17 protein-coding genes are annotated in these 24107 nt (G+C 48.3%); 10 read left to right on the forward strand and 7 right to left on the reverse strand.

What is annotated here, in order from left to right; all coding sequences use genetic code 11:
* A partial coding sequence (locus BLQ13_RS23265) for a transposase (RefSeq protein WP_090916541.1) occupies nucleotides 1-271 on the reverse strand: 271 nt, incomplete at its 3' end.
* A gap of 326 nt (nucleotides 272-597) precedes the next feature.
* A complete protein-coding gene (locus BLQ13_RS29070; RefSeq protein ID WP_090924084.1) occupies nucleotides 598-1095 on the reverse strand; it encodes an antibiotic biosynthesis monooxygenase family protein in 498 nt (165 codons plus the stop codon).
* Between the two features lie 221 nt (nucleotides 1096-1316).
* Between BLQ13_RS29070 and BLQ13_RS23275 the strand changes: the two genes are divergently transcribed.
* On the forward strand, nucleotides 1317-3635 hold the full coding sequence (locus BLQ13_RS23275; protein ID WP_090924085.1) for a helicase C-terminal domain-containing protein: 2319 nt from the start codon (nucleotides 1317-1319) through the stop codon (nucleotides 3633-3635).
* Nucleotides 3636-3838: 203 nt separating this feature from the next.
* Nucleotides 3839-5302 carry an alpha-amylase gene (locus BLQ13_RS23280; RefSeq protein ID WP_090924086.1) on the forward strand — a complete coding sequence of 488 codons (1464 nt, stop codon included), beginning with the start codon at nucleotides 3839-3841 and terminating at the stop codon, nucleotides 5300-5302.
* 496 nt (nucleotides 5303-5798) lie between these two features.
* Here the strand turns inward: BLQ13_RS23280 and BLQ13_RS23290 are convergent, their stop codons facing one another.
* Nucleotides 5799-6551 (reverse strand): MBL fold metallo-hydrolase, encoded by a 753-nt coding sequence (locus BLQ13_RS23290; RefSeq protein WP_090924088.1) that lies wholly within the window; start codon nucleotides 6549-6551, stop codon nucleotides 5799-5801.
* A gap of 302 nt (nucleotides 6552-6853) precedes the next feature.
* Between BLQ13_RS23290 and uxaC the strand changes: the two genes are divergently transcribed.
* The 4 genes from uxaC (at nucleotide 6854) to BLQ13_RS23310 (ending at nucleotide 12858) form a co-directional block, all read left to right on the forward strand.
* Nucleotides 6854-8293, forward strand: a complete 1440-nt coding sequence (uxaC, locus tag BLQ13_RS23295; RefSeq protein WP_090924089.1) for a glucuronate isomerase — start codon at nucleotides 6854-6856, stop codon at nucleotides 8291-8293.
* A 376-nt stretch (nucleotides 8294-8669) separates the two neighbouring features.
* Complete coding sequence (locus BLQ13_RS23300) at nucleotides 8670-9248, forward strand: MarR family winged helix-turn-helix transcriptional regulator (RefSeq protein ID WP_167375826.1); 579 nt, start codon at nucleotides 8670-8672, stop codon at nucleotides 9246-9248.
* Nucleotides 9245-10972: an ABC transporter ATP-binding protein gene (locus BLQ13_RS23305; protein WP_090924091.1), complete on the forward strand. Its 1728-nt coding sequence runs from the start codon at nucleotides 9245-9247 to the stop codon at nucleotides 10970-10972. Before BLQ13_RS23300 ends, BLQ13_RS23305 begins: the two co-directional genes overlap by 4 nt.
* Nucleotides 10969-12858, forward strand: coding sequence for an ABC transporter ATP-binding protein (locus BLQ13_RS23310; protein WP_090924092.1), 1890 nt, complete (start codon nucleotides 10969-10971; stop codon nucleotides 12856-12858). The genes BLQ13_RS23305 and BLQ13_RS23310 overlap by 4 nt, the downstream gene beginning before the upstream one ends.
* Nucleotides 12859-13143: 285 nt before the next feature.
* Here BLQ13_RS23310 and BLQ13_RS23315 read toward each other — a convergent pair whose 3' ends face one another.
* Entirely contained in the window at nucleotides 13144-13812 is a 669-nt protein-coding gene (locus BLQ13_RS23315) for a hypothetical protein (protein ID WP_090924093.1), read from the reverse strand.
* Between the two features lie 471 nt (nucleotides 13813-14283).
* Here BLQ13_RS23315 and BLQ13_RS23320 point away from each other — a divergent pair, with 471 nt between their 5' ends.
* Nucleotides 14284-15180 (forward strand): diacylglycerol/lipid kinase family protein, encoded by an 897-nt coding sequence (locus BLQ13_RS23320; protein WP_090924094.1) that lies wholly within the window; start codon nucleotides 14284-14286, stop codon nucleotides 15178-15180.
* 35 nt (nucleotides 15181-15215) lie between these two features.
* Here the strand turns inward: BLQ13_RS23320 and BLQ13_RS23325 are convergent, their stop codons facing one another.
* Nucleotides 15216-15797 (reverse strand): GNAT family N-acetyltransferase, encoded by a 582-nt coding sequence (locus tag BLQ13_RS23325; protein WP_090924095.1) that lies wholly within the window; start codon nucleotides 15795-15797, stop codon nucleotides 15216-15218.
* 181 nt (nucleotides 15798-15978) lie between these two features.
* On the opposite strand from BLQ13_RS23325, the gene pdxR reads away from it, so the two are divergent.
* Nucleotides 15979-17496 carry a MocR-like pyridoxine biosynthesis transcription factor PdxR gene (gene pdxR / locus BLQ13_RS23330; protein WP_090924096.1) on the forward strand — a complete coding sequence of 506 codons (1518 nt, stop codon included), beginning with the start codon at nucleotides 15979-15981 and terminating at the stop codon, nucleotides 17494-17496.
* A gap of 123 nt (nucleotides 17497-17619) precedes the next feature.
* On the opposite strand, the gene BLQ13_RS23335 is transcribed toward pdxR, so the two are convergent.
* The gene (locus BLQ13_RS23335) at nucleotides 17620-18258 is read right to left on the reverse strand and encodes a TetR/AcrR family transcriptional regulator (protein ID WP_244159434.1); all 639 of its coding nucleotides are present in this window, start codon (nucleotides 18256-18258) and stop codon (nucleotides 17620-17622) included.
* Nucleotides 18259-18466: 208 nt separating this feature from the next.
* Here BLQ13_RS23335 and BLQ13_RS23340 point away from each other — a divergent pair, with 208 nt between their 5' ends.
* Entirely contained in the window at nucleotides 18467-20698 is a 2232-nt protein-coding gene (locus BLQ13_RS23340) for an MMPL family transporter (protein WP_090924097.1), read from the forward strand.
* 267 nt (nucleotides 20699-20965) lie between these two features.
* Entirely contained in the window at nucleotides 20966-21919 is a 954-nt protein-coding gene (locus tag BLQ13_RS23345) for a nucleoside hydrolase (protein ID WP_090924098.1), read from the forward strand.
* Nucleotides 21920-22110: 191 nt separating this feature from the next.
* On the opposite strand, the gene BLQ13_RS23350 is transcribed toward BLQ13_RS23345, so the two are convergent.
* Nucleotides 22111-23832 (reverse strand): methyl-accepting chemotaxis protein, encoded by a 1722-nt coding sequence (locus BLQ13_RS23350; RefSeq protein WP_090924099.1) that lies wholly within the window; start codon nucleotides 23830-23832, stop codon nucleotides 22111-22113.
* Nucleotides 23833-24107: the final 275 nt, after the last annotated feature.

The raw sequence follows: 24107 nt of genomic DNA on the forward strand, positions 1-24107 counted from the left end.
CTAATTCTTTTGCGCCAAGAAGTTTCAAAGCTTCATCGTATTTCTCCTGCAGTTCTTGATAGTTGGCTGCATCTTGCTGTATTTGTTGCGTTTCTTTTTGTTTTTTAGCCACCAGTTCCCCCACCTCATCTTCATATTGACGAACCCAAGTCGTCAGCGTTTTAGGAGACATGCCGTACTTTCGTGCTACGACCTCTGTCCGGAGGCCAGAAAGCACCTCTACGACATATTCCTTTTTCGCCTCAACTGGGCATCTAAATCGTCTTTTCATGAATACTCTCCTCATTTCATTTAGTGTATCTGAGGTGGCTTCGAGTGTCCAATTGGATTAGGGGGCTTTAAAGCCTGAGATCGTTAGATCTCCATAAGGGCAAAAAAGGCCGGAATAAGCTCTCCTGAGATCGTTAGAATTTCAAATACTATGGCTTGTCTTGAAGCCTGTTTTGTAACCCACTGCAGTACTTTTTACCCCTAGTTCGTCCCTTGTTGCGTCGCTTCCCCTTGATGTGAACCTGCATGCCTGCGGTAAACTTCCTAACGTCCCACTCACTCCGCAACTCCATTTGCGTGTAACTCTTCAACTTTACTCTACTCTCTTTACTCGATTGTATATGTGGTCACAAATGAAGGTCGCGGGAACATAGTTGGCTTCTGCGCGGTCAGGCCCTCACTAGTGCTGCGGTTACGATGGGCGTGGTTATAAGCTTGCGATTGTTGCCAGCCTTTGAAATGTTCTTCTGTTTGCCACAGTGTCAGTACGACATACGTATCACCCTTCAATGGACGAAGTACACGAATACCGACGAATCCAGGTTCATCTTCAACTTTGCGGGCACGGTTCTTAAAACGTTCCTCAAAATCATTCCGGCCATCTTCGGTTACAGGAATGTTGTTCAGCACAGCAAATCCACCGCCTGCCCATGCTCCTGCATCATCGAATGCTTCATAAGAAGCTACCTGTTCATCTGACTCAATATCCAGCAGACGATCAGTGGTTTCCATAGCGAGAAGTACCTGACCTTCAGCTCGCAGTGTCAGATGTGGATATGCCGTAAGTGCATCCGGTAACGGGGATGGGATCAAATAAATATACATAGGAAGTTTGCCTCCTCTTTATACGTAAATTCAAAATAAGTTTGCCTATACTTTTACACGGGAGAACGTAGAGGACAGAAATAAGCTGGAGAAGCAGAGCGTTCGCTTCATACAACTCAACATAGCATACGGGAACGGACGAGTCCAATTTGCCAATAATCTGGTTAGAGGAACCTGTTTCATGATAAAGTAGAACCACTACAAGCAGAACGGGTGATCGTATGAAAACAACAATTCGGATATCAGTCAGGCCACTGGTCGAGTATGTTTATCGGAGCGGCAGCATCCGTCCCGGATTCCGCACCAATGCCTCGATGCAGGAGGGGACGCGAATCCATCAGCGTGTGCAGAAGGCATATACCGAAGAGGATTTAAAAGAAGTTGTACTCGAAGCCGAGCTTCAACATGGGGATTTGACCTACGTCATTGAAGGCCGATGTGATGGCTTGATTCGCTTGGAGGGGCAATTAACGGTGGATGAGATCAAATCCACGGCGGGTAACCTGGACGAACTGGAAGGCGGCCTCGACGTGCACTGGGCCCAGGCGAAGATGTATGCCTTTATGTATGCCGCTCAGCATGGTGAGCCGCGGATGCAGGTGCAGTTGACGTATGTGCATTCGGTGACGGGTGAAGAGCGGCGGTTTCGCCGCATGGCGGAGCGGCAGGAGCTCGAGCAGTTTGCATCAGAAGTCATCGCCGGATATGCACCGTATGCGGAGATGATTGTTGCTTATGAAGCGGAGCGGGACGTTAGTGTGCGCGAGTTGCCGTTTCCTTTTCGCAAATACCGGGAAGGGCAGCGTAAGCTGGCAGGTGCAGTGTACAAAACGATTCGTGAAGGACAGGGACTTATGGCCAAAGCACCTACAGGCATCGGCAAAACCATGTCCGTGCTCTTTCCTACGGTGAAAGCCATCGGTGAAGGTGAGGCCAGTCGTTTGTTCTACTTGACCGCGAGGACGACAACGAGAGTGGCGGCGGAGGAAGCTTTTGCCCGGATGCAGGCAGAAGGGTTGAACATGCATGTCATCAGCCTGACGGCGAAGGACAAAATTTGCTTCAAGGACGAGGAAGCCTGCGATACAGGGCAATGTGGCATGTGTGAAGGGTATTATGACCGAATTAATGGTGCTGTGCTGGACATGCTGGAACATGAAACGTTGATGACACGGCCCGTTATTGAGCAGTATGCCCGCAAACATCGGGTGTGTCCGTTTGAATTCTCGCTGGATGCGGCATATGCAGCCGATGCGGTGATCTGCGATTACAACTACATTTTCGATCCGCGTATTTCACTCAAACGGATGCTGGAGGAACAGAAGCGCAAGACGGTGCTGCTAGTAGATGAGGCACATAATCTGGTGGATCGCGGGCGTATGATGTTCTCGGCAGAGTTGGAAAAGGCCGTTTTTCTCGATGTCAAAAGAGAGTTCCAGACGCTGGGCAGCAGTGTGCCTGCTGCCAAAGCGATTGTGGATTATACCGGGGCCATCGACAAGTATCTGATCACCCTTCGTAAGAACGGCGGAGAAGAGGGCAAGATTATACAGCAAGAAGCACCAGAGGAACTAATTGAACGGCTTGAGCCTTTTGTCATGGTGGCGGAGCAATGTCTGGCCGAGGGTGGATCTGGCAATGCTGAGATGGATCAGCTGCTGCTTGATGCGTATTTTACAGCACAGAACTTCGTACGAATTGCCAGGCTATATGACGAGCGTTTTATCACCTATGCAGAGTGTGTCCGAAGCGAGGTACGGGTGAAACTGTTCTGTCTGGACCCATCTTTGCTACTGCGGCAGACGGCGAAGGGCTTCCGCTCAACCATTCATTTCTCGGCAACCTTGTCACCTCTTCGTTATTACCGCGATATGCTGGGGGCAGAGGAAGAGGACTACACATTGCAGATTCCGTCGCCGTTCAACCGGGAACAGCTGGATGTTCGGCTCATGCCTCTGTCTGTGCGTTATAAAGACCGGGAGCGATCCAAACGCCCGATTGCCGAGATGTTACAGCAGCTCGTATCCGAGTGGCCGCGCAGCAACCTGCTGGTCTTTTTCCCTTCCTATCCGTACATGCGTGAAATCTATCAAGCATATACACAGCTTCCGGGGGCCAGCGATGCGGATACGGTGATGCAGGAGCAAGGCATGAACGAACAGGAGCGAGAGCAGTTCCTGGCGGCTTTCCAGCCACATCCCGAGCGCACACGTCTTGTTTTTGCTGTAATGGGCGGTGTGTTCTCGGAAGGGGTCGATCTGCCAGGAGACCGTCTGAATGGCGTTGTCGTTGTAGGAGCAGGGTTGCCGCAGATTGGTCTGGAGAACAACGTGCTTAAGGATTATTTTGATAAATCAGGACGTAACGGTTTTAATTATGCTTATGTTTTCCCAGGCATGAATAAAGTGCTTCAGGCTGGGGGCAGGCTCATTCGAACGGAAGAAGATAAGGGTGTGCTCGTGCTAGTTGATGACCGTTTCACGCAGGAGCCGTATCGTTCTCTTTTACCTGACGAATGGATGGATTATAAACGGATTTGATGATGTTTACGTTTTTTATGTATTTATCGTGCTGTTTTCAGTGCTTTACGAAAAATTTTCATTGAATTTCTTAAAATTCTTTCATTTTCATGATTGAAACATAGGGCAATCGGGTTATAACTTGGTTAGCACGAACGAACAACGGCGATACCCTATCCGTTCCGCGGTCCGCTTCGCATGCAAATCAAGGAGGTCGGTTTGTGATGAAGAGAAATCATACCATGATGCAGTTTTTTGAATGGCATTTGGCTGCAGACGGAAATCATTGGAAGCGACTGGCTGACATGGCCCCGGAACTGAAAGCAAAAGGCATAGACTCTGTATGGGTGCCTCCTGTAACAAAGGCAGTGTCTGCAGAGGATACAGGTTATGGCGTATATGATCTGTACGATCTGGGTGAATTTGATCAAAAGGGTACGGTACGCACGAAATATGGCACCAAGCAGGAACTGGTGGAAGCCATCGCAGAATGTCAGAAGAGCGGCATTGCCGTTTATGTGGATCTCGTAATGAATCATAAGGCCGGAGCAGATGAGAAGGAAGTCTTTAAAGTGATCGAGGTTGATCCCAATGATCGAACGAAGGAGATATCCGAGCCATTCGAGATCGAAGGCTGGACGAAGTTCACATTCCCAGGCCGGGGCAACGAATATTCTTCCTTCAAATGGACATCCGAACACTTCAACGGCACCGATTTTGATGCAAAAGAAGAACGTACGGGTGTGTTCCGCATTGCCGGCGAGAACAAAACCTGGAATGAAAATGTCGATGATGAGTTTGGCAACTATGATTATCTGATGTTTGCGAATATAGATTATAACCACCCGGATGTACGGCATGAAATGATCGAGTGGGGCAAATGGTTGATCGATACGTTGCAATGCGGCGGGTTCCGACTGGACGCGATCAAACATATTAACCATGAGTTTATCAAGGAATTTACTGCAGAGATGATCCGCAAACGCGGGCAAGATTTCTATATCGTCGGTGAGTTCTGGAATCCCAACCTGGATGCTTGTCGTACCTTTTTAGATACAGTGGATTACCAAATTGATTTGTTTGACGTATCGCTTCACTATAAATTTCATGAGGCCTCATTGGCTGGACGCGATTTCGATCTTTCCAAAATTTTTGACGACACCTTGGTTCAGACTCATCCAACCCATGCGGTGACTTTTGTAGATAACCATGATTCACAGCCTCATGAGGCGCTCGAATCCTGGGTTGGCGATTGGTTCAAGCCGAGCGCGTATGCACTGACGCTACTGCGTCGTGACGGATATCCCGTCGTCTTTTACGGCGATTATTACGGGATTGGCGGACCTGAACCGGTGGAGGGCAAAAAAGAGATTTTGGACATTCTGTTGTCAGCTCGTTGCAACAAAGCTTATGGAGAGCAGGAAGACTATTTCGATCATCCCAACACCATTGGTTGGGTTCGTCGCGGATTGGAAGAGTTTGAAGGCTCGGGTTGCGCAGTGGTCATCTCAAACGGAGATGACGGTGAGAAGAGAATGTTTGTCGGAGAGCATCGTGCAGGGGAAGTCTGGGAAGACCTGACCGGTAGTTGTGAAGATTCGATCACCATTGAGGAAGATGGCTGGGCTACGTTCCACGTCTGCGGCGGAGGTGTGTCCGTCTGGGCACTGTCTGAGCAGAATGGCTAGTCTCCGGTCGATTGCGTTCATATGATAGCATGAAATATAAATATCGTATTCATTATCCACCTATTCCCTCATTTGGGGTATTTATTATTGATACTCCTATATGTGTATGTTAGTCTTGAGGAGGAAAGGTGGGATAGGATGATATTTGTATACATCTTTTTAAGTTTTATTGCTATATCAATACTTTCTTGGTTGTTCAATATAATTGGGATAAATATTTTTGAAGGACCTGATTCATCAGCTTTGTATGTTTATGCCTCAATTATCATAGGTATATTATTTGAGATAAGTAGCAAATTAAATAAATCCGAGAAAAGAAACTGAATCTCTACATGGACAGGTTTGCATGTAAAGAAGGTCAGTTTGTAAAACAATAAATCCATAAACTTCAAAAAGGTCATCTGCGGATGACCTTTTTGAGTTGTACAAGGTATGTCTAGGACGAAGCGTATAAAGCACAAACGGGAGGGGGGAAGGGTGGTCCTGAGCATCCGAATTACTGGTCCAACTCAAAGGACTCCAGCGTGCCAGCCATGCGCAGATCACCCGCGTACGTACGGTTGAATGCTGCGCGTTTGTCTGCATCGGCATATTCATCATGATAATGCATCAGTACCGTTTTCCGTCTCACTTCAGCGGGTAGCTGCTCCAGATCTTTCAGTGACGTATGGGATTTGATCACCAAATCATGCATATGGCATTCATGGAAAATCAACTGCACATCGGGTGCAAACCGTTCCACTCGCTCACGATCCAGTGTGCTGTCTGCACTATAGTAAAAATAAGGCTTCGCCATCAGCCCGTTGCTGACCATGCCGGGAACATGCTGTGTGCGAAATGTCTCGAACGTGACCCCGCCAAGCTCAAAACTTCCGCCATCCGGAAGCGGAATCACATCATAATAGTCACTCATTGTACGCTCGCCGTCTGTTGTATACCGCATCCCTGGAGAAAGGATGTTCCACAGTGGGTCAACCAACTCTTCATGAATGAACAGGCGTGGTTTGCGGTCACCGACAATCTGTCCATAATAGCCGAGCATCTGAACCCCATTAATATGATCCTCATGTAGATGGGTGATAAACACATTATGAATACCTGTCATCGCGAATCCGCATTCCTTGAGCGCTTTGGCATTGGACTCTGGAAAATCAATAACCAGATGTGTATCGCCGAATTCAGCGAGTATACTGTTGTGATGCTGTTCAACACTAAACATATCTCCTGTGCCTAGAAAAGTGATTTTCATCGCATTTCATCTCCTTGTTTGGCAAATGTAAGACCGCTGTAGGGTCAAGCTTCCATTGCAATAACCTGTACTGATTCTATCTTAGTATATCAATATTGATATTAGTAACATCAGCATCGATCTTTAAATCGGTATCATTGATGTTAAATCCAGTATACTGTGTTTCCAAGAGTGTGCCTAAACCAACCTTTTTTGAGAACGCTATCATTTTATATTGAACTTTAGGCGAAAACGGTGTAGCGTAAAGATGGAAAGTGAACCTAAATGAACGTAAACTCACCTAAAGGGAGCGTGCAAGGCGAATGAAATCTTTTCTGGATGAACAATTTTTACTTCACAATGAAACGGCAGTCAAGCTGTACGAGCAGTATGCGAAAGACATGCCGATTATGGATTATCACTGCCACCTCAGTCCTCAGGAAATTTACGAGAACAAAACATTTGGCAATCTGACAGAGGCCTGGTTGTACGGCGATCATTACAAATGGCGTCTGATGCGGGCTAACGGTGTGGAAGAGAAGTATGTGACGGGCGGCGAAGGGGTAACGGATTATGACCGTTTCCTTGCGTATGCCAGAACAGTGCCGATGATGATCGGCAACCCGCTGTATGCATGGTCTCACTTGGAATTACAACGTTATTTCGATGTACATGAAGTGCTTAATGAGACAAGCGCTCCAGCGATCTGGGAAAAAGTAAATGCCAAACTGACCGGCGAAGGCTTCGGTGCGCGTGATCTGATTACCAAATCCAATGTCACCGTGGTGTGCACCACCGATGATCCAACGGATTCTCTGGAATATCACCTCAAAATTCAGGAGATTGAAGGTTTCGATACAGCAGTTCTGCCGTCTTTCCGTCCGGACAAAGGACTGGAATTGAACCGGGATACTTTCATCGAGTGGGTAGGCAAGCTTTCACAGGTTGCGGGCACAGCAATTACGGATTATGACTCATTCCTGGCTGCGCTTGAATCCCGTGTGGAATTCTTCCATTCCGCAGGTGGTCGTGTATCTGACCACGCACTGGATTACGTGCCGTATGCTGATGCAACTCGCGAGGAAGCGGCTGCTGCTTTTGCCAGAGCACTTGCGGGGGAGAAGGTTTCGCGCGCGGAAGAGGACGGATACAAGACGGTTACACTGACATTCCTTGGCAAGCTGTATGCAGAGCGTGGCTGGGTCATGCAGTTCCACATCAATGCAGCTCGTAACAACAATACGAAAATGTTCAAACAACTCGGCCCCGATACGGGTTATGATGCTGTGAATGATACACCGTTATCATCGGCTGTTATCGGATTGCTGGATACGTTGGAGCAGCAGGACGCTCTGCCAAAAACGATTCTCTACTCCCTTAATCCAAGGGATAACGAAGTGCTTGCTGCCATTATTGGTAGCTTCCAAGGTGGAGGCGTACCAGGTAAAATTCAGCTTGGCGCGGCATGGTGGTTCAATGATACGAAGGATGGCATGCTTGCACAGATGAAGGCACTTGCAAATGTGGGGTTGCTCAGCCGCTTTGTCGGCATGTTGACCGATTCCCGAAGCTTCCTCTCGTATACGAGACATGAATATTTCCGCCGCCTGCTCTGTAATCTGATTGGTGAATGGGCAGAACAAGGTGAAGCACCAAACGATATGGAGCTGCTCGGTCAGATCGTGCAAGGCATATCCTATAATAATGCTAAAGACTATTTCCCGTTTGCTGCTGTGCCGAAGAGTGTATCTGCTTCAAAATAAATATCGATTCAACAGGTCTAATTTAAAAAAATCTATTTAGAAAATTCTATTTTAAAAAAGCTCTCTACTCCCTTTGTTTGGTCTTAATCAAACTGATGGGTTGGGGGCTTTTTGTCATGGGATGGCTAAGAGTAAACATGCTGTCAAGTAGAAGCGCAAGTGATTATATGGGTGTTCAGATAGCATTGGAATGCTCTCTGATGTTGGATGCTTTTGACATGAATGAAATGATTGACATATACATAAGCTGAGAATATACTTAGGTAACCTAATTAATTGATTGACTATTAAATTGATCATCTATTAAATCGGTAGGCTATTAACAGGCGATGATTATTTTATGGAACATGATGTTCCGAAGAAGGAGGGTGATGTGATGACTGGCATAGATCCGGTAGCCCAGAAGCTTTTATATTCCATTATGCAGTTTAACAAAGGCAAATGGAGACAACATAAACCACATGGGCGCAATCACAACGAAATTATGGTACTCGCTTGCTTGCTTCATGGTGCACATCCAGGGGAGCGTATGGATTGGCGGGATAATCCGCCTGATTTCGAGAGCCATCTGAACCAGGAGCATCCGGGTTTAAAAGTGTCCGAAATTAGCGCATTAATGCGTGTGAAATCACCAACGATTACGCCCGTGATTCGTGGCCTGGAGGATGAAGGGCTGGTTGAGCGGACGATGGACCCCGAGGATCGGCGGGCGGTGCGGATTACAATTACAGATGCAGGCCGAGCAATTATTCGTGCAGCCCATGAAGAACGAATGACTACCTTCAACAGACTGGTTGAACATTTGGGCGAAGAGGATAGTTTGCAACTGGCGGAACTGCTCAGCAAGGTGTATACCTTCTTTGATGCACAGGTTTCTGGTCACGATGAAGGACATGAAAACGACAATAAAGCACCTGATACAGAAACACCCGAACAAGGAGATGATACGCCATGATGAAGTTATTTCGCATGTTAAAGCCCTATCGTATTCCGATTATTTTTATTTTGGCGCTCATCTTTCTGCAAACGATGGCGGAGCTGTACCTGCCAACGTTAATGGCTGATATCGTCAACCTGGGTATCGTCAAAGGTGATGTACCTTATATCTGGAAAATTGGCGGTTTCATGCTGCTGATTGCCATTGGCGGAACCACATGTTCCATTATCGCGAGTTATCTGTCTTCGCGCACAGCGGGCGGATTTGCCAAACAGCTACGCAGCCGAGTGTTCCGGCATGTTGAGAATTTCTCGCTGCAGGAATTCGACAAGCTTGGCACAGCTTCACTGATTACGCGTACAACCAATGATATTACACAGGTACAGAACGTATTAACGATGATGCTGCGTATGATGATTATGGCTCCGATGATGTGTATCGGGGGGATTTTCATGGCCGTTTCTCAGGACGCGAAGCTATCCACCATCTTCCTGGTTGTTCTGCCTGTACTTGCAGGAGCGATCGCCTTAATCGGTTCCAAAGGATTTCCGTTATTCAAGCAAATCCAGAAAAAGCTGGACCGGCTTAATCTGGTTCTGCGTGAACAGCTGACAGGTATCCGGGTTGTTCGTTCTTTTAACCGTGGCGAGCATGAGCGTGTTCGTTTCAATGGGGCAAATACGGAATTAAGAGATGCGTCGATTAAGGTCAATGTCCTGATGGCGACAGTTATGCCGGTGATGATGCTGGTCATGAACTTTTCGATGATTGCGATTCTGTACTTTGGTGGTCTGCGTATTGATGGCGATCATATGAACATTGGTTCCCTGATTGCCTTTGTACAATATGCGATGCAGATTATGTTCTCACTGATTATGGTATCCATGATTTTTGTCATGATTCCAAGAGCATCAGCTTCCGCAGAACGGATTAACGAAGTGCTGGATATGCAGCCTGATCTGTCTGATCCTGCACAGCCTCGCACAATGAAATTGATGCAAGGAACGATTGAGTTCGACCGTGTCACTTTCCGTTATCCGGGTGCAGAAAATGCTGCGTTGTCCGATATCTCGTTTACGGCTCGTTCCGGTGAAACGACAGCGATTATCGGCGGAACGGGTTCAGGCAAAACTACATTGCTCAGCCTCATTCCGCGTTTCTATGATGTGACCGAAGGTACTGTGCGTGTGAATGGAACCGATGTGCGGGAGCTTAAACAAGAAGAGCTTCGATCCAAAATCGGGTTTGTCCCACAAAAAGCTGTCCTTTTTACCGGTACGGTTGCAGATAACATTCGGCAAGGTAAGGATGATGCGAGTATGGATGAAGTGATTCATGCGGCACGTACGGCCCAAGCCGAAAACTTCATCTCCGAGATGAAGGAAGGGTATGACAGCCTGATTGCACAAGGCGGGAATAATGTGTCAGGTGGACAGAAACAACGTTTGTCCATTGCACGCGCACTCGTTCGCCGTCCTGAAATTTATATTTTCGATGACAGTTTCTCGGCCCTGGATTTTAAAACGGATGCCAAACTTCGTGCTGCGCTCAAATCGGAAACGACGGAAGCGGCTGTGCTGATCGTAGCTCAGCGGGTAAGCACGGTAATGGATGCAGACCGTATTCTCGTCATGGATGAGGGCAAAATTGTCGGTTCGGGAACACATAAAGAGCTGCTGGAGAACAATGAAGTCTATCGTGAGATTGTATCCTCCCAGCTGACTGAGGAGGAGATCGCATGAGTGAACGTACAGCACAGCACAAAGCATCCAGTGCTCCACGCGGACCCGGACCGGGTCATCCTGGCGGCGGAATGGGTATGCGGCCTCCAGCCGAGAAAGCGAAGGATTTCAAAGGCACACTGCGCCGCCTGGTTCAGTATCTCCGACCACACAGCTCTCGTCTGATCTTTGTTTTGATCGCTGCCATTCTAAGTACCGTGTTTGGCATTATTAGTCCGAAGATCATGGCTGAGGGTACAGATATTCTTGCTCATGGAGCCATTGCGATTATGCAGGGTGTGCAGGGAGCCGGGATTGATTTCCCAGCCCTGATGCGAGTATTGTACCTGTTGCTTGGACTTTATCTGCTTAGTGCTGCTTTTGCGTATGTACAGCAATATCTGATGGCGGGTGTAGCTCAGCGGGTCGTCTATGATATGCGCGAGCAGATCAGTGCCAAGGTTGGACGTTTGCCGCTGAAATATTTTGATTCCCGTACACATGGTGAGACGCTAAGCCGCGCAACCAATGACGTGGACAATATCAGTAACACGCTGCAGCAAAGTTTGGCCCAGTTTATTACGTCCGTGGTGACGATTGTGGGTGTCATCATTATGATGCTGACGATCAGTCCATGGATGACGCTGATCACGATTTTGACTTTACCGCTTAGTGTCGTGGTCGTTATGCTGGTGGCCTCCCGTTCGCAGAAACATTTTGCGGGACAGCAGAAATCGCTCGGTGAACTGAATGGTCATGTAGAAGAAATGTATACCGGACACAAGGTGGTCAAAGCCTTTGGACGTGAGGAACAATCTGTACAGCAATTCGAGAAAGTGAATGAAGAACTGTATGCATCGGGCTGGAAAGCCCAGTTTATTTCAGGGATTATTATGCCCTTGATGAACTTTGTCGGGAATCTGGGATATGTACTGATCTGTGTGGTCGGCGGGATTTTTGTTACACGGGGTTCCATCTCCATCGGGGATATTCTGGCCTTTACGCAATATTCGCGGCAATTCACACAGCCGATTAACCAAATTGCCAACATCTCCAACATTATTCAGTCAACGATTGCTTCGGCAGAGCGTGTGTTTGAACTGCTGGACGAGGAAGAGGAAGTTCCTGAGTCGAAACAACCTGCAACGTTGCGTTACCCGACAGGGGCTGTAGCTTTTGAGGCGGTGGATTTTGGCTATAAAGAAGATGAACTGCTCATTCGCAATATGAATATTAATGTGGCACCAGGTCAGACTGTAGCTATTGTTGGACCGACAGGTGCCGGGAAAACAACACTGATTAACTTGCTTATGCGGTTCTATGAACTCCAGAGTGGCCGGATTACCATTGATGGCATTAACATTAAAGACATGTCCCGTGGTAATCTGCGCGGTCTGTTCGGTATGGTGCTTCAGGATACGTGGCTGTTTAACGGTACAATCCGGGATAATATTGCGTATGGACGGGAAGGCGCAACGGAAGAGGAAGTGGTTAAAGCCGCTGTAGCTGCCCATGCTGATCATTTCATTCGCACACTGCCGGACGGTTACGATACGATTTTGAATGAAGAGGCGTCCAATATCTCTCAAGGTCAGAAACAACTGCTGACGATTGCGAGAGCGATTCTGGCGAACCCGTCCATCCTGATTTTGGATGAAGCAACCAGTAGCGTTGATACACGGACCGAGGTCTTTATCCAGAAAGCGATGAATGAGCTGATGCAAGACCGTACAAGTTTTGTTATCGCTCACCGTTTGTCTACCATTCGTGGTGCCGATCTCATTCTGGTCATGGATCATGGTAACGTGATTGAGCAGGGCAATCATGAGGAACTGATGGCGAAGCAGGGCTTCTATGCGGATCTGTATAACAGTCAGTTTACGGAGCAGCAGCCGCAGGCGATCTAACGGACTGGACTAGATATCTATCAGAGCTGTCAGACCCGTCAGACCCGTCAGGAACATCTAGAACCATAGTTTATTGGAAAAATAGAACCTCCACCACGGTGCTCTTCGCACCTCTGGTGTAACATAAACCCAAACAAACGGGACGTCGCAGTTATTGAACTGCTTCGTCCCGTTTGTGTTATTTACTGCTATGCCACAACGTTTTCCTGCGGATAGATGTTGTGCCTTGTCCCGCCAGCCATGTTCGCTTGCAGATATGCAATGTATGGAAGACAATTTAACGTACTATTTAAGCCTTGGTCTCCACAGGAAACCCTTCTTACCTTCACTGGTGCTCTGATGGTCCTGTTTGATTTCCTCTTCCTCTTCCTCTTTCGTATCAGCATGCTGCTTTGTTTCATGTTCGGCTATATCCTGCAAGTTTTCCTCAAGGTGATGGCGGGTAGCTTCCTCCAGTGATGCCGTTGCCGGTTCACCAGGCAGGCCTTCGCGCTGTTCAATCATACGTTTAACCACTTCATAACAGTCGTCGATGTGTTTGTTGCCCACATACCGCATGGCAGTGAAGCTGAGAGCGGCGGCGAGACCTTGCCCCGCAAACGGAACAAACTTGGCGACCGATTTCGTCGCTACTCGTACACCCACCCGTTTGAGCACCTGAACGACTAATTCCTTCGTGACCATGCGGCCGATGATTTTACTCCCGATCGACATCACAAATCCGTAAATCATGGACTTCGTCTCAGGGTCCATGCCGTCGAGCTGTTTTTGAGATAATCCGAATTTATTGTTAATGGCAGGTAACAGCTGCATCAGCATGCCCACATCAGCGATGACATCTGTACCGGGAAGAGGTACGAGTGTGGAGCCAGCAGAAGCGGTTGCTCTTTTGCGAACCATCGTACGGCATTCCTTGCGAACTTGCTCTAATTGCTCCATTGTAGCTGGAATCATAGGGAATTCCTCCATTCGTGTATAGTGTACATATAACCGTTTTGAAGCGAATTGAATGGGTTGCTCCCGCGAAGTTGTTGCTTATATCTCATAGGTTGCGGAGGAACCTTTTTTCTCATGCATACATCCGGTTAAAGCAGGTAATGGCTATAAGACCGGAGATGCGAGACCATGATAATAAATGATGGTAATCATGTGGCTTCAGACAGAACAGAAGCTTTATTTTTATAGAATAATAACATACAACTCACGTTGCCAAAAATGAATGAAAGTAGCTTGTCCTGTACAGCTATCTGGTATTACGCATGAACAACAAAAACGATGCATATTCCGTCTGTCGCTTCTTCATATGAAGTTTCACCTTCACAACCACGGTTCGCATGTCACGATCATGCGCTGAGCCATGGTTTTGTTTATTACTTCAACCTTTTTGGGTAAAGGGAAACAAGCATTGGAATGGAGGAAAGCAGCATGGAATGGAATAAAGCCTTGTTAATACATCATCTTCATGCAGGGAAAGCCAATCGGGAGAATACATTAGGTGTGGTCACAGGCGTACTTGCTCCAGCCATTCATGAATTGGTCGTGGTTCGGACGGATGAACCGGGTGAAGGAGAGAAGCTGTGCCGGGAGCGCGGAGAAGAGTTCGATGTGGTGTTTATTCTAGGCGGCGATGGTACGGTGCATGAGTGTGTAAACGGGCTGGCATCCTTGCAAAATCCTCCACAGATCGGCGTACTTCCAGGCGGTACATGTAACGATTTTGCACGATCACTTGGGATTTCCCCGGATGCGGAGACAGCAGCACAAGAGATGCTGTCAGGCCGAGTTATCTCGGTGGATGTGGGACGAGCAAATGATCGGGTGTTTACGAACTTTTTCGGAATAGGGCTCATCAGTGAGGCTTCACAGAACATTAACGAGAATTTAAAAGGGGCGCTCGGCAAAGTCAGTTATTTCATCAGCACACTCCAGACGATAACCCGTTCCGAGCCATTTCAGTATGAGCTTGAGATCGATGGAGAGCGGACAACAGGCGAAGCGGTAATGATCTACGCGGCGAATGGACGTTTTCTGGGCACGAATGCGTTACCGTTTGCTCCGGATGCGTTGCAGGATGGCAAGCTGGATGTGCTTATTATTCATGAGACAGGCATTCCACTTCTGCGTGAGGTGCTTTCACATAAGCCAGAGGGAGAATGGCAACCGCGGAATGAGAGTATTTCCTACTTCAAGGCGTCGACGTTGAAAATAAAAACAGATGCACCGATGCCGGCCGATACGGATGGCGAATTGTACATGGAGACACCCGCCGAGCTGTCGGTGCTGGCGGGTCATCTGCATTTCCTGACCGGGGCGGAGAAATAACCTCCCCGGTTTTTGTATTTTTTGCGTGAACTCTATCATTTGTCTATTTTCAGATGTTTCTCCCGGAATTCATGCTCAAGAATGCTCATCAGAATGGCATCATGATACTGATGATTGTAGTACAACATGTCCCGCTTCACGCCTTCACGCTGGAAGCCGAGCTTCTCATACGTATGAATGGCGCGTTCGTTAAACGCAAAGACATCCAGTTCGATCCGATGCAGATTGGCAATGCCGAAGCCGTAGTCCAGCATAAGTAGCAAGGCTTCACTACCATATCCCTTGCCTTGGTGAGCTGGCTGATCAATGGCGATGCGAATATGTGCACTGCGATTTTTGGCATGCATGTCCATCAGGGCGACATCGCCGATGATTTCGTCTGTGTTTTGTAATGCAATAAGCAGGTTCAAGCGTGAGTCGTCTTGAGCTAAACTCTCTACATACTTTTCAACCTGAGAACGGATAAAGCTCGCTTGAGTTCCTGTTTGTTTACGCATTTCGGGCTCAAACAGGCTTGGATAATAAGCATCGACATCGGTGATATCGAATGGGCGCAGGTAAATGCGTTCAGTCTGCATGAGTTTGGCGATGCGATTTGTAGATGTAGGGTGTGACATAGTTTTGTTTTCCTCCTGATCTATTCAAGCAAACTTGTGGGGCCTGTAAGGCATCTAGCGTGTTGTTTCGCCTGAATATTGTTTTTAAGTCCTTGCTTCTGACATGAGTATATCCCAATACTGTATACTTCCAAATATACAGTTTTAACAAAATGAAAAGGACAGATGGAGTGAGTCAGTTATGATGCAATTACCTAAACTTGATGAGCGCGACAGTGTACCCGTCTATATTCAGCTTTCGGATCATATCAAACGGGAGATTTTCCGCGGGGAATTGGTGGAACACAGCCGCCTTCCTTCTGTACGAAAATGGGCAGAACTGCTGGGCATAAGCACAACACCAGTGGAAGCGGCATACCAGCAACTTATTGCGGAAGGATACGTATATAGCGAGCCGCGAAGAGGTTACCGCGTTCGAGCTGTTGTTGAAGGTTATCACGATATGTTACTGGGGAAGTCCGATATACATACGGCAGAAAATGAAAAAGGGGTTAACTATGCCCGTACAAATAACAAACAGGGTCAGGCAGGTTCTACAGTAGTATCACCAGATTTACTGAGCTTGCGTCCGGTGACGAATGTTACCTATGATTTTCACATGTCGCATAATGATTTTAGCCTGTTTCCTTATATGAAATGGCAGCAGTACGCAAACCGCGTTTGGCGTGAAGAGTCCAAGGATTTATTGTTTTACGGAAACCCGCAGGGTGAGTGGGGATTGCGCAACGAGATTGCGGCCTATCTAGGACAATTTAGAGGAGTTCGCTGTACGCCTGGGCAGATTGTGATAGGTGCAGAGCAACATCTGCTCATGTCCTTGCTTACACAGACGATGCTTCGCAAAGGTGGGGTTAGATCAATTGCTGTGGAGAACCCCGGGTATCGCCTGTTACCTGGAACCTTTCGGAATTATGGATATGAGATTATCCCAATCTCACTGGACAGTGAAGGCATAAATCTGGATGAACTGGATCAGGCAGATGTGTCACTGGCTGGTGTATCCCCGTCGCATCAGTTTCCCATGGGTATGCCGATGCCCATCAGCCGCAGACTCGCCTTGCTGGACTGGGCGGAACGTTCCGGGGCCTATCTGATTGAGGATGATTATGACGGCGAATTCAGATATTCCGGTCGTCCTATTTCTTCGATGCAGGGACTGCGGGAGAACGCACCTGTTATCTACATGGGAGGATTCTCTCAGGTGCTTGCCCCTGCTTTTTGCGTGCATTACATGGTTCTCCCGAAGGAACTCGTTCCTCATTTTGGCGAGGTTTATCGAGTGGTTCTGTTCGAACAGTCAGCTTCACGTCTGCATCAGCGGACATTGGAGTTATTCATGCGGGACGGAGAGCTGGGTAAACATATTCGTAAAATGCGCAACCTGTATAAACGCAAACATGACTTGACTGTGCAGGCCATCCAGCAACATTTCGGTAGTCAACCCGGAATGGAGATTAAGGGTGAACAGGCCGGATTCCATCTGGTATTAAGGCTGATCAACCCGAATACCGCCAGAAATATGGTGGCTACGGCGTTAGAAGGGGGTATACGTGTGGCCTCGGCGGATTATCTGTGGGCAGAAGGAAGTGCTCCTGCTGACGGCAAAAGAGAGTTTATCATCGGATTTGCCGGTATTGAAGCAGAGAACATCGAGCCAGGCATTGCCGCGCTGGCGCGTGTATGGGAGACTTTCTGTTGATTTAAGTCAAGGTTACTCTAGCCAAATTCGGCCGATTTAACGATCATTGAAACCTTACTCAATGTTCTCCAGATGCGCACATGGAATAGTAGAGGGTAAGTTGTGTTTACACGTCTACTCATCCTATGGATGTTTAACTGCTCCGTTCAAAAAGAGTCCGACGAGTTCCTCGGCCAGTTCGGCAATCGTATCGTGCATACGGCGTACATCTTCACGGTTGGCTAACATCAACAGGGACGTGAAGGCCTGAGCAAGCAACAAGGGGTTGGCTTCTCTCAAATACCCGTTGTCCATCTCACGCTGGAAATGTGTAGCGAGAACTTCGAAGATACGATGTTCTGCATCCCGAATCTGAGCAAACTGGTCGGCATTCAGATACGTTTCGGCTTCACGCATCATCGTTTCCGTATCCACATGAGACTGTTGCATCTTGGCAGCTGCCACGTTGACCAGCCGTTCGTACAACGTGCCGGGTTCTTCAAGCCGCAGTGTTGTCTGCTGCATGCCCATCGCCATCATACGGGTAATGGCTATGGTGAACAGTTCCGGTTTGCTCGAAAAATGATAATAGATCGATGCTTTGGTCACCTGACATAACGAAGCGATCTGCTGAAGGGAAACGGCTTCGTATCCGTATTCCATAAACAGCCGTGAGGCTGTCATTAGGATGTTATTGTAGGCGGAAGCTTGATCTGTACCTGTTTTGGGTCTGCCTGGAGCACGCGCCGGGCGTGCTTCTTTTCTTGGTTTTTTGTTCATCATACTCGACCTCATTTACGGATAAAATAACGTATTGTGACTTTTCAAAAAATTAGGGATTGCATAATTAACCTTCCGGTATATATAATTAACTCAATTATATTATGACCCATGGTTCATTTCCATACCATGACATTAATTTAAAAGCTGTTTTTGATAAAAAGATTTCTCGTATGATGGATTTCAACAAAACTAGGGAGATGAATAGACCATGCAGGAAGGTTCAGGTTATGGCCGCTTTGTAGCGGGCAAACGAAGTAAATGGGTGACACTGCTCGTATGGATTATCATTGCGGTTGTACTTGGTATGGTATGGCCCGCAGTAAATCAGCGTGAGACCAACAACGCACAAGATTTAAGTGATTCAAAACCTTCCGTACAGGCCGCTGCCTTGGCGAAAAAGGAATTCCCTGGCGGCGAGGGCTTACCCGCGCTGATTGTCTGGCGTAACTCTGCTGGACTCACAGAGGATCAGATCCAGCAGATTCAGGCGTTAACCGAGCGATTGGATCAAGACCCGGTGGAGCAGCAACAGTCGGTTGTACCGCTCTATCAGCTGCCACCGCAGGCGATTAAAGGTCAGCTTTCGGAAGACGGAAGCACCATCGTCATGCCGCTGTTTTTCAACAAAGATGCCGATTCAGAGCAACTGAAGGCAGGTGTCGAAGGGTTAGAGGAGAAAACAAAAGCCATCTTCGGCATGAATCCATTTGATACGGCTATAGATACTGAAGGCAAGTTAATTGCACGCGTAACTGGACCAGTGGGCATATCGATTGATGCAAGCGGATTGTTCTCATCCGCCGATGTGTCTCTGCTCATCGCAACTGTCGTGCTTGTACTCGTGTTGCTCTTGCTGATCTACCGTTCACCGGTGCTAGCGATCATTCCGATTATTGCCGTAGGCTTCGCCTATATGGTCACCAGTCCGATTCTTGGATTTATGGCGGATCAAGGCTGGATCACAGTTGACGCCCAGTCGATCTCCATCATGACTGTATTACTCTTCGGAGCAGGTACGGACTACTGTTTGTTCATGATCTCCAGATACCGTCAAATTCTCTATCATGAGCCGGATAAAAAGAAAGCGATCTTCCAAGCCATCACCGGTTCATCCGGCGCGATTGCGATGAGTGGATTTACGGTTGTCGCAGCTCTACTTGTATTGCTGTTAGCTGAATACGGTGCATATCATCGTTTTGCCGTACCTTTCAGTTTATCCATCTTTATTATGTTTATTGCAAGTCTGACGCTCGTTCCGGCGCTGCTGGCCATCTTCGGACGAGGATCATTCTATCCATTCGTTCCACGTACTCACGAGATGGAAGTGGAGCGGGCAAAGAAAAAAGGCAAACCGGCTCCGGCTCCGCGTAAAGTCCGTGAAAGCTGGATCGGACGCATCGTAACGACTAAACCTTGGACGGTCCTGGCGATTACGGTAGTGCTGCTCGGTGGACTGGCTACTTTTTCAACCCAAGTGAAATTTACGTACGACTTGTTATCTTCCTTCCCGGAAAATGTACCTTCGCGTGAAGGCTTCAAGGTTATTGGGGAGCAATTTTCGCAAGGAGAGCTCGCTCCAGTTAAAGTGATCGTGGATGCCGGAGGTAAAGAGACAGATCTGAAAACACGTCTCGAATCACTGGATTATATCAGCAAGGTGGGCGACCCGCAGCAAGGCGCGGAGAATGCCAACATTACGGCGTATAACGTAGAGTTCAATCTCAATCCTTACTCAATCGAAGCGATGCAGCATATTCCTGACTTGCGGGCTACGGCGGAAGCGGCATTGAAAGACGCCGGAGTTACCAATGTGGATCAACAAGTGTGGATTGATGGACAGACTGCCGAACAATATGATATCGAAGTCGCTGGAGAGCGGGATGCGAAGATTATTATTCCGGTCGTGATCGGTATGATTACGCTCTTACTGCTGCTCTATCTGCGCTCGGTTGTTGCGACCGCATACCTGATTGTCACTGTAGTCCTGTCGTATTTCTCCGCACTGGGCCTAGGCTGGATCATTATCCACTATGGACTTGGAGCAGAAGCGATTCAGGGAGCCATCCCGCTGTACTCCTTTGTCTTCCTTGTGGCACTGGGCGAGGATTATAACATCTTCATGATCTCAAGCATCTGGCAGAAACGCAAAACGATGCCGCTTCGCCAGGCGATTAGAGAAGGTGTAGGCGAGACGGGGTCGGTCATTACCTCTGCAGGTCTGATTCTGGCGGGTACGTTCGCCGTTCTGGCAACATTGCCGATTCAGGTGCTGGTGCAGTTCGGGATTATTACCGCGGTAGGTGTTATGCTCGATACGTTCCTGGTTCGTCCGTTCATGGTGCCAGCGATTACAGCGTTGCTGGGCAAATGGGCTTTCTGGCCAGGCAAGTATACGGAGATTGCCGAGAAGCAAGAGAAGAAACCAACCCGATCCCTGTAATTCAGGAGGAGGGGCAGATGGACGGCGGGGCTTGATGCCCGTGGTCCATCTTTCTTTTTACCAGAGGCGAGAGCCTTGGGTATGTATGTCTGAGATGGAATGGATAAGCTGGTAAAAATGCGCAGGGAATGCTATAGATACGGGATTCTTTGGGTGTGGAAGGTTTACTCGGCTTAGGGTTATGGGACATAATAGAAGAAGCGTCGGCCTTGGGCAGACGGACAAGTTCACATCAATGGGGTAACCAGAGGAAGGATGAAAGCAAGCATGACGAACAAACTGAATGTGTATTTCAATCATGACGGCGGCGTGGATGATCTCGTATCGCTGTTTATGCTTCTGCAAATGGACAATGTAAACGTAACCGGTGTATCGGTTATTCCGGCAGACGGATATTTGGAGCCGGCAACCGATGCGAGCCGTAAAATTATCGATCGTTTCGGGACGTATTCTATTGAAGTGGCTAAATCCAATTCCAGAGGCAAAAACCCGTTTCCAGCTGCATGGAGACTGCACTCATTCTATGTAGATGCACTGCCTGTGCTGAATGAATCCGGCAAAATGGAAGCGCCGCTCTCCGCTATTCCTGCGCATCAGCATCTGATTGAGAAAGTACGCAATACCGAAGGCAAAACGCTGTTGTTGTTCACAGGCCCGCTGACGGACCTCGCGCGTGCGCTGGACGAAGCACCGGACATTGAAGAGAAAATCGACAAGCTGGTATGGATGGGCGGTACATTTGAACGCGGAAACGTAGAAGAGCCGGAGCATGACGGTACGGCGGAATGGAACGTATTCTGGGACCCGGAAGCAGCTTATCGCGTATGGCAGAGCGGCATCCAGATTGATCTGGTCGCACTCGAAAGCACAAACAAAGTACCTCTTACACCCGCAGTCCGTAACCGCTGGGCAGCAGAACGCCGCTTCGAAGGTGTGGATTTCCTGGGGAACTGTTATGCAGGATGTCCGCCACTGGTGTACAGTGAGACCAACTCCACGTATTATCTGTGGGATGTGCTGACTACGGCTTCCGTAGGCCGCGAGGACATCGTGAAGAAAAAAACCGTGAATTGCATCGTCATTCCGGATGGCCCGAGCCAAGGCCGCACGGTGGAGCAGGCGGACGGACGTCCGGTGCAACTGGTGTATGATACAGATCCGGAAGCATTTTTCACATACATGACGGATTTGGGGAAAAAAGCTGCTCCGCAGCGTTACTAATGATCGGCAGCCGTAGGGCTGACCTTCATGTAAGATAAAAAGACCTTTCTACGATACGCATCAAAGATACGAATCGGTAGAAAGGTAAGAGCTAAAGAAAGCCGCAGGCTGTGTTCCGATGATCGGGGAGAACCCCGATGATGTGGATTACTGCCATGCGGCTTTTTGGTATGGAGCAAGCGGGCACCGAACTAGATCTTAAAGCGGCTGATCAGGCCATTCAGCTCGCTGGATAAAACACGCAGTGACTCTGCGGAAGCACTGATCTCACCCATGGATTGTAGCTGCGTTTCGGCAGCCTGCGATACCTTCTGGATGCTGGATGAGGATTCTCGCGAGATGTGTTCCATGTTTTCAATGGATGCCGACACTTCCTCTGAGCTTGCTGACAGCTGTTCAGAAGCTGCGGACACTTCATGCAGGCGCTCGTTGATCGTTTCAATGCCGCCATGAATGGAGGAGAACGATTGACCTGCCTCTTGCACAACAGTCAGACCGGATTGCACCGCCGTAGTGCTTGCCGACATATGTTCTGCAAGCAAAGAGGTCTGACGTGTCATCTCGGCAATCAACTCGGCTACATGTTGTGAAGATTGCTCGGATTCTCCTGCAAGCTTGCGGACCTCGGAAGCAACAACGGCGAAACCATTACCGTGTTCACCTGCACGGGCAGCTTCAATACTGGCATTGAGTGCGAGCAGATTCGTCTGTGAAGCAATATTTTTCATTAAGTGGGCGACCGATTCAATCTGGCTGGAGTAATCCGTAAGCTGGGTCGTCGATGCGGCCATCTGTACGTTGGCCTGATGAATCCCGTCCATGCTGCGGATGGCTGTATCCAGCTTCGCCTGTCCTTGAATGGCTTCGTTTGTTGTCTGCTGTGATACGTCGGCAACTCTGGAAGAAGAATGAGCAATATGCTGCATGCTACGTGTGATTTCTTCCATGGCTACCGTGACTTCTCCAGCGCGTACCACCTGTTCGGAAGCCCCCTGTGCAGTATGATTCGTGTGCTCTGCAATCCGCTGACTGGCCTCGGCTGTTGCCTGGGAATGCCGGGATACACCTTCTGCGGCGTGAAGCAAGGAATCCGAGCTTTGGCGAATGCCCGTCATGACTTGCCGGGTATCCGTGACCAGGTGTTTGAACTCGGAAGCGAGCTGGCCAATTTCGTCCTTGCGTCCAAGCTCCACATTGACGGTGAGGTCCCCTTTTCCAACTTCGGTAATGAGCTGTTTCAGCTTCACCAGTGGCCTTGTCAGATAACGTGCGAAAATATACACCAGCAATACACTGAGCAATACAATCGCCAGTGCTGTCCAAACCATCGTGATGCGGTTGCTCGACATGAGTGCATAGACAGCGGTAGAGTCCAGATCTGCGCCTACAATACCTAACATCTTGCCATCTGATCCATGAATCGGTACATAAGCGGTAATCGTAGCCCCGTAATCGTCATCCCGAGTAAGCTCTCCGCGAACCGATGTGTCTTGTGCAAAGGCTTGAAGCATGCCATCGTACAGTGTTTCCTCTTTTGTACCGTATGGGGAAAAATCATCCTCGGCTACATCCGGCGCGGCCCCGTCTACCACGTAATAATACGCAGCCTTTCCACTTTCCTCGCGTGTGCCAAGTGTGTACAAATATTTGAGTCCGTTGGCTTCACGCAACTGGCTAAGTTGTGCGCGCAGCGTATCGTAATACGCCGTTTTGTCCTGCCCCGTGCTGAGTGGAGCATACAGTGTCGTATCGATCAAAGCGGCTGCCCGTTCAGCTACAGCCTGTGCCTGCATCCCCATGGATTGTTCAACCAATTGAGCAGATGCCCGATACATCGTGATGCCTAAAATGGCCCCAGCAGCCAGCATTAAACAGGAAAAAAACAAAAAAATTCGCATAAACAAACTATTCATTGTTCCAATGGCTCCCCCTTGTGAGCGTATATGTTATGTATGTATTTCTACTTCAATTTATCGGCATATGATTAGGAAAGGATTAGGGGAGGGGGAAGAGGTTGACGCTGGTATGTTATGTCGCGGTGTCCTGCTGCGTTCAGTTGTGGGGTCTAACAATCCTGAGAAGCGCTAATTGTTCCTTTTTTGAACAGTTGAAAATGTAACGATTCCTGAAAGCCCTTTTTTTGCTCAAAAGGATTTTTTTGAGCTTAAGCACTCCTTTTTCAGAAGAT

Origin of the sequence: Paenibacillus polysaccharolyticus, from assembly GCF_900102085.1 — a bacterium.
Lineage (GTDB): Bacteria > Bacillota > Bacilli > Paenibacillales > Paenibacillaceae > Paenibacillus > Paenibacillus polysaccharolyticus.

Bases quoted from the DNA above. Each gene is read 5' to 3' on its own strand.
- BLQ13_RS29070 (WP_090924084.1), bottom strand. From the start codon at position 1,095: ATGTATATTTATTTGATCCCATCCCCGTTACCGGATGCACTTACGGCA.
- BLQ13_RS23275 (WP_090924085.1), top strand. From the start codon at position 1,317: ATGAAAACAACAATTCGGATATCAGTCAGGCCACTGGTCGAGTATGTT.
- BLQ13_RS23280 (WP_090924086.1), top strand. From the start codon at position 3,839: ATGAAGAGAAATCATACCATGATGCAGTTTTTTGAATGGCATTTGGCT.
- BLQ13_RS23290 (WP_090924088.1), bottom strand. From the start codon at position 6,551: ATGAAAATCACTTTTCTAGGCACAGGAGATATGTTTAGTGTTGAACAG.
- uxaC (WP_090924089.1), top strand. From the start codon at position 6,854: ATGAAATCTTTTCTGGATGAACAATTTTTACTTCACAATGAAACGGCA.
- BLQ13_RS23300 (WP_167375826.1), top strand. From the start codon at position 8,670: ATGACTGGCATAGATCCGGTAGCCCAGAAGCTTTTATATTCCATTATG.
- BLQ13_RS23305 (WP_090924091.1), top strand. From the start codon at position 9,245: ATGATGAAGTTATTTCGCATGTTAAAGCCCTATCGTATTCCGATTATT.
- BLQ13_RS23310 (WP_090924092.1), top strand. From the start codon at position 10,969: ATGAGTGAACGTACAGCACAGCACAAAGCATCCAGTGCTCCACGCGGA.
- BLQ13_RS23315 (WP_090924093.1), bottom strand. From the start codon at position 13,812: ATGATTCCAGCTACAATGGAGCAATTAGAGCAAGTTCGCAAGGAATGC.
- BLQ13_RS23320 (WP_090924094.1), top strand. From the start codon at position 14,284: ATGGAATGGAATAAAGCCTTGTTAATACATCATCTTCATGCAGGGAAA.
- BLQ13_RS23325 (WP_090924095.1), bottom strand. From the start codon at position 15,797: ATGTCACACCCTACATCTACAAATCGCATCGCCAAACTCATGCAGACT.
- pdxR (WP_090924096.1), top strand. From the start codon at position 15,979: ATGATGCAATTACCTAAACTTGATGAGCGCGACAGTGTACCCGTCTAT.
- BLQ13_RS23335 (WP_244159434.1), bottom strand. From the start codon at position 18,258: ATGATGAACAAAAAACCAAGAAAAGAAGCACGCCCGGCGCGTGCTCCA.
- BLQ13_RS23340 (WP_090924097.1), top strand. From the start codon at position 18,467: ATGCAGGAAGGTTCAGGTTATGGCCGCTTTGTAGCGGGCAAACGAAGT.
- BLQ13_RS23345 (WP_090924098.1), top strand. From the start codon at position 20,966: ATGACGAACAAACTGAATGTGTATTTCAATCATGACGGCGGCGTGGAT.
- BLQ13_RS23350 (WP_090924099.1), bottom strand. From the start codon at position 23,832: ATGAATAGTTTGTTTATGCGAATTTTTTTGTTTTTTTCCTGTTTAATG.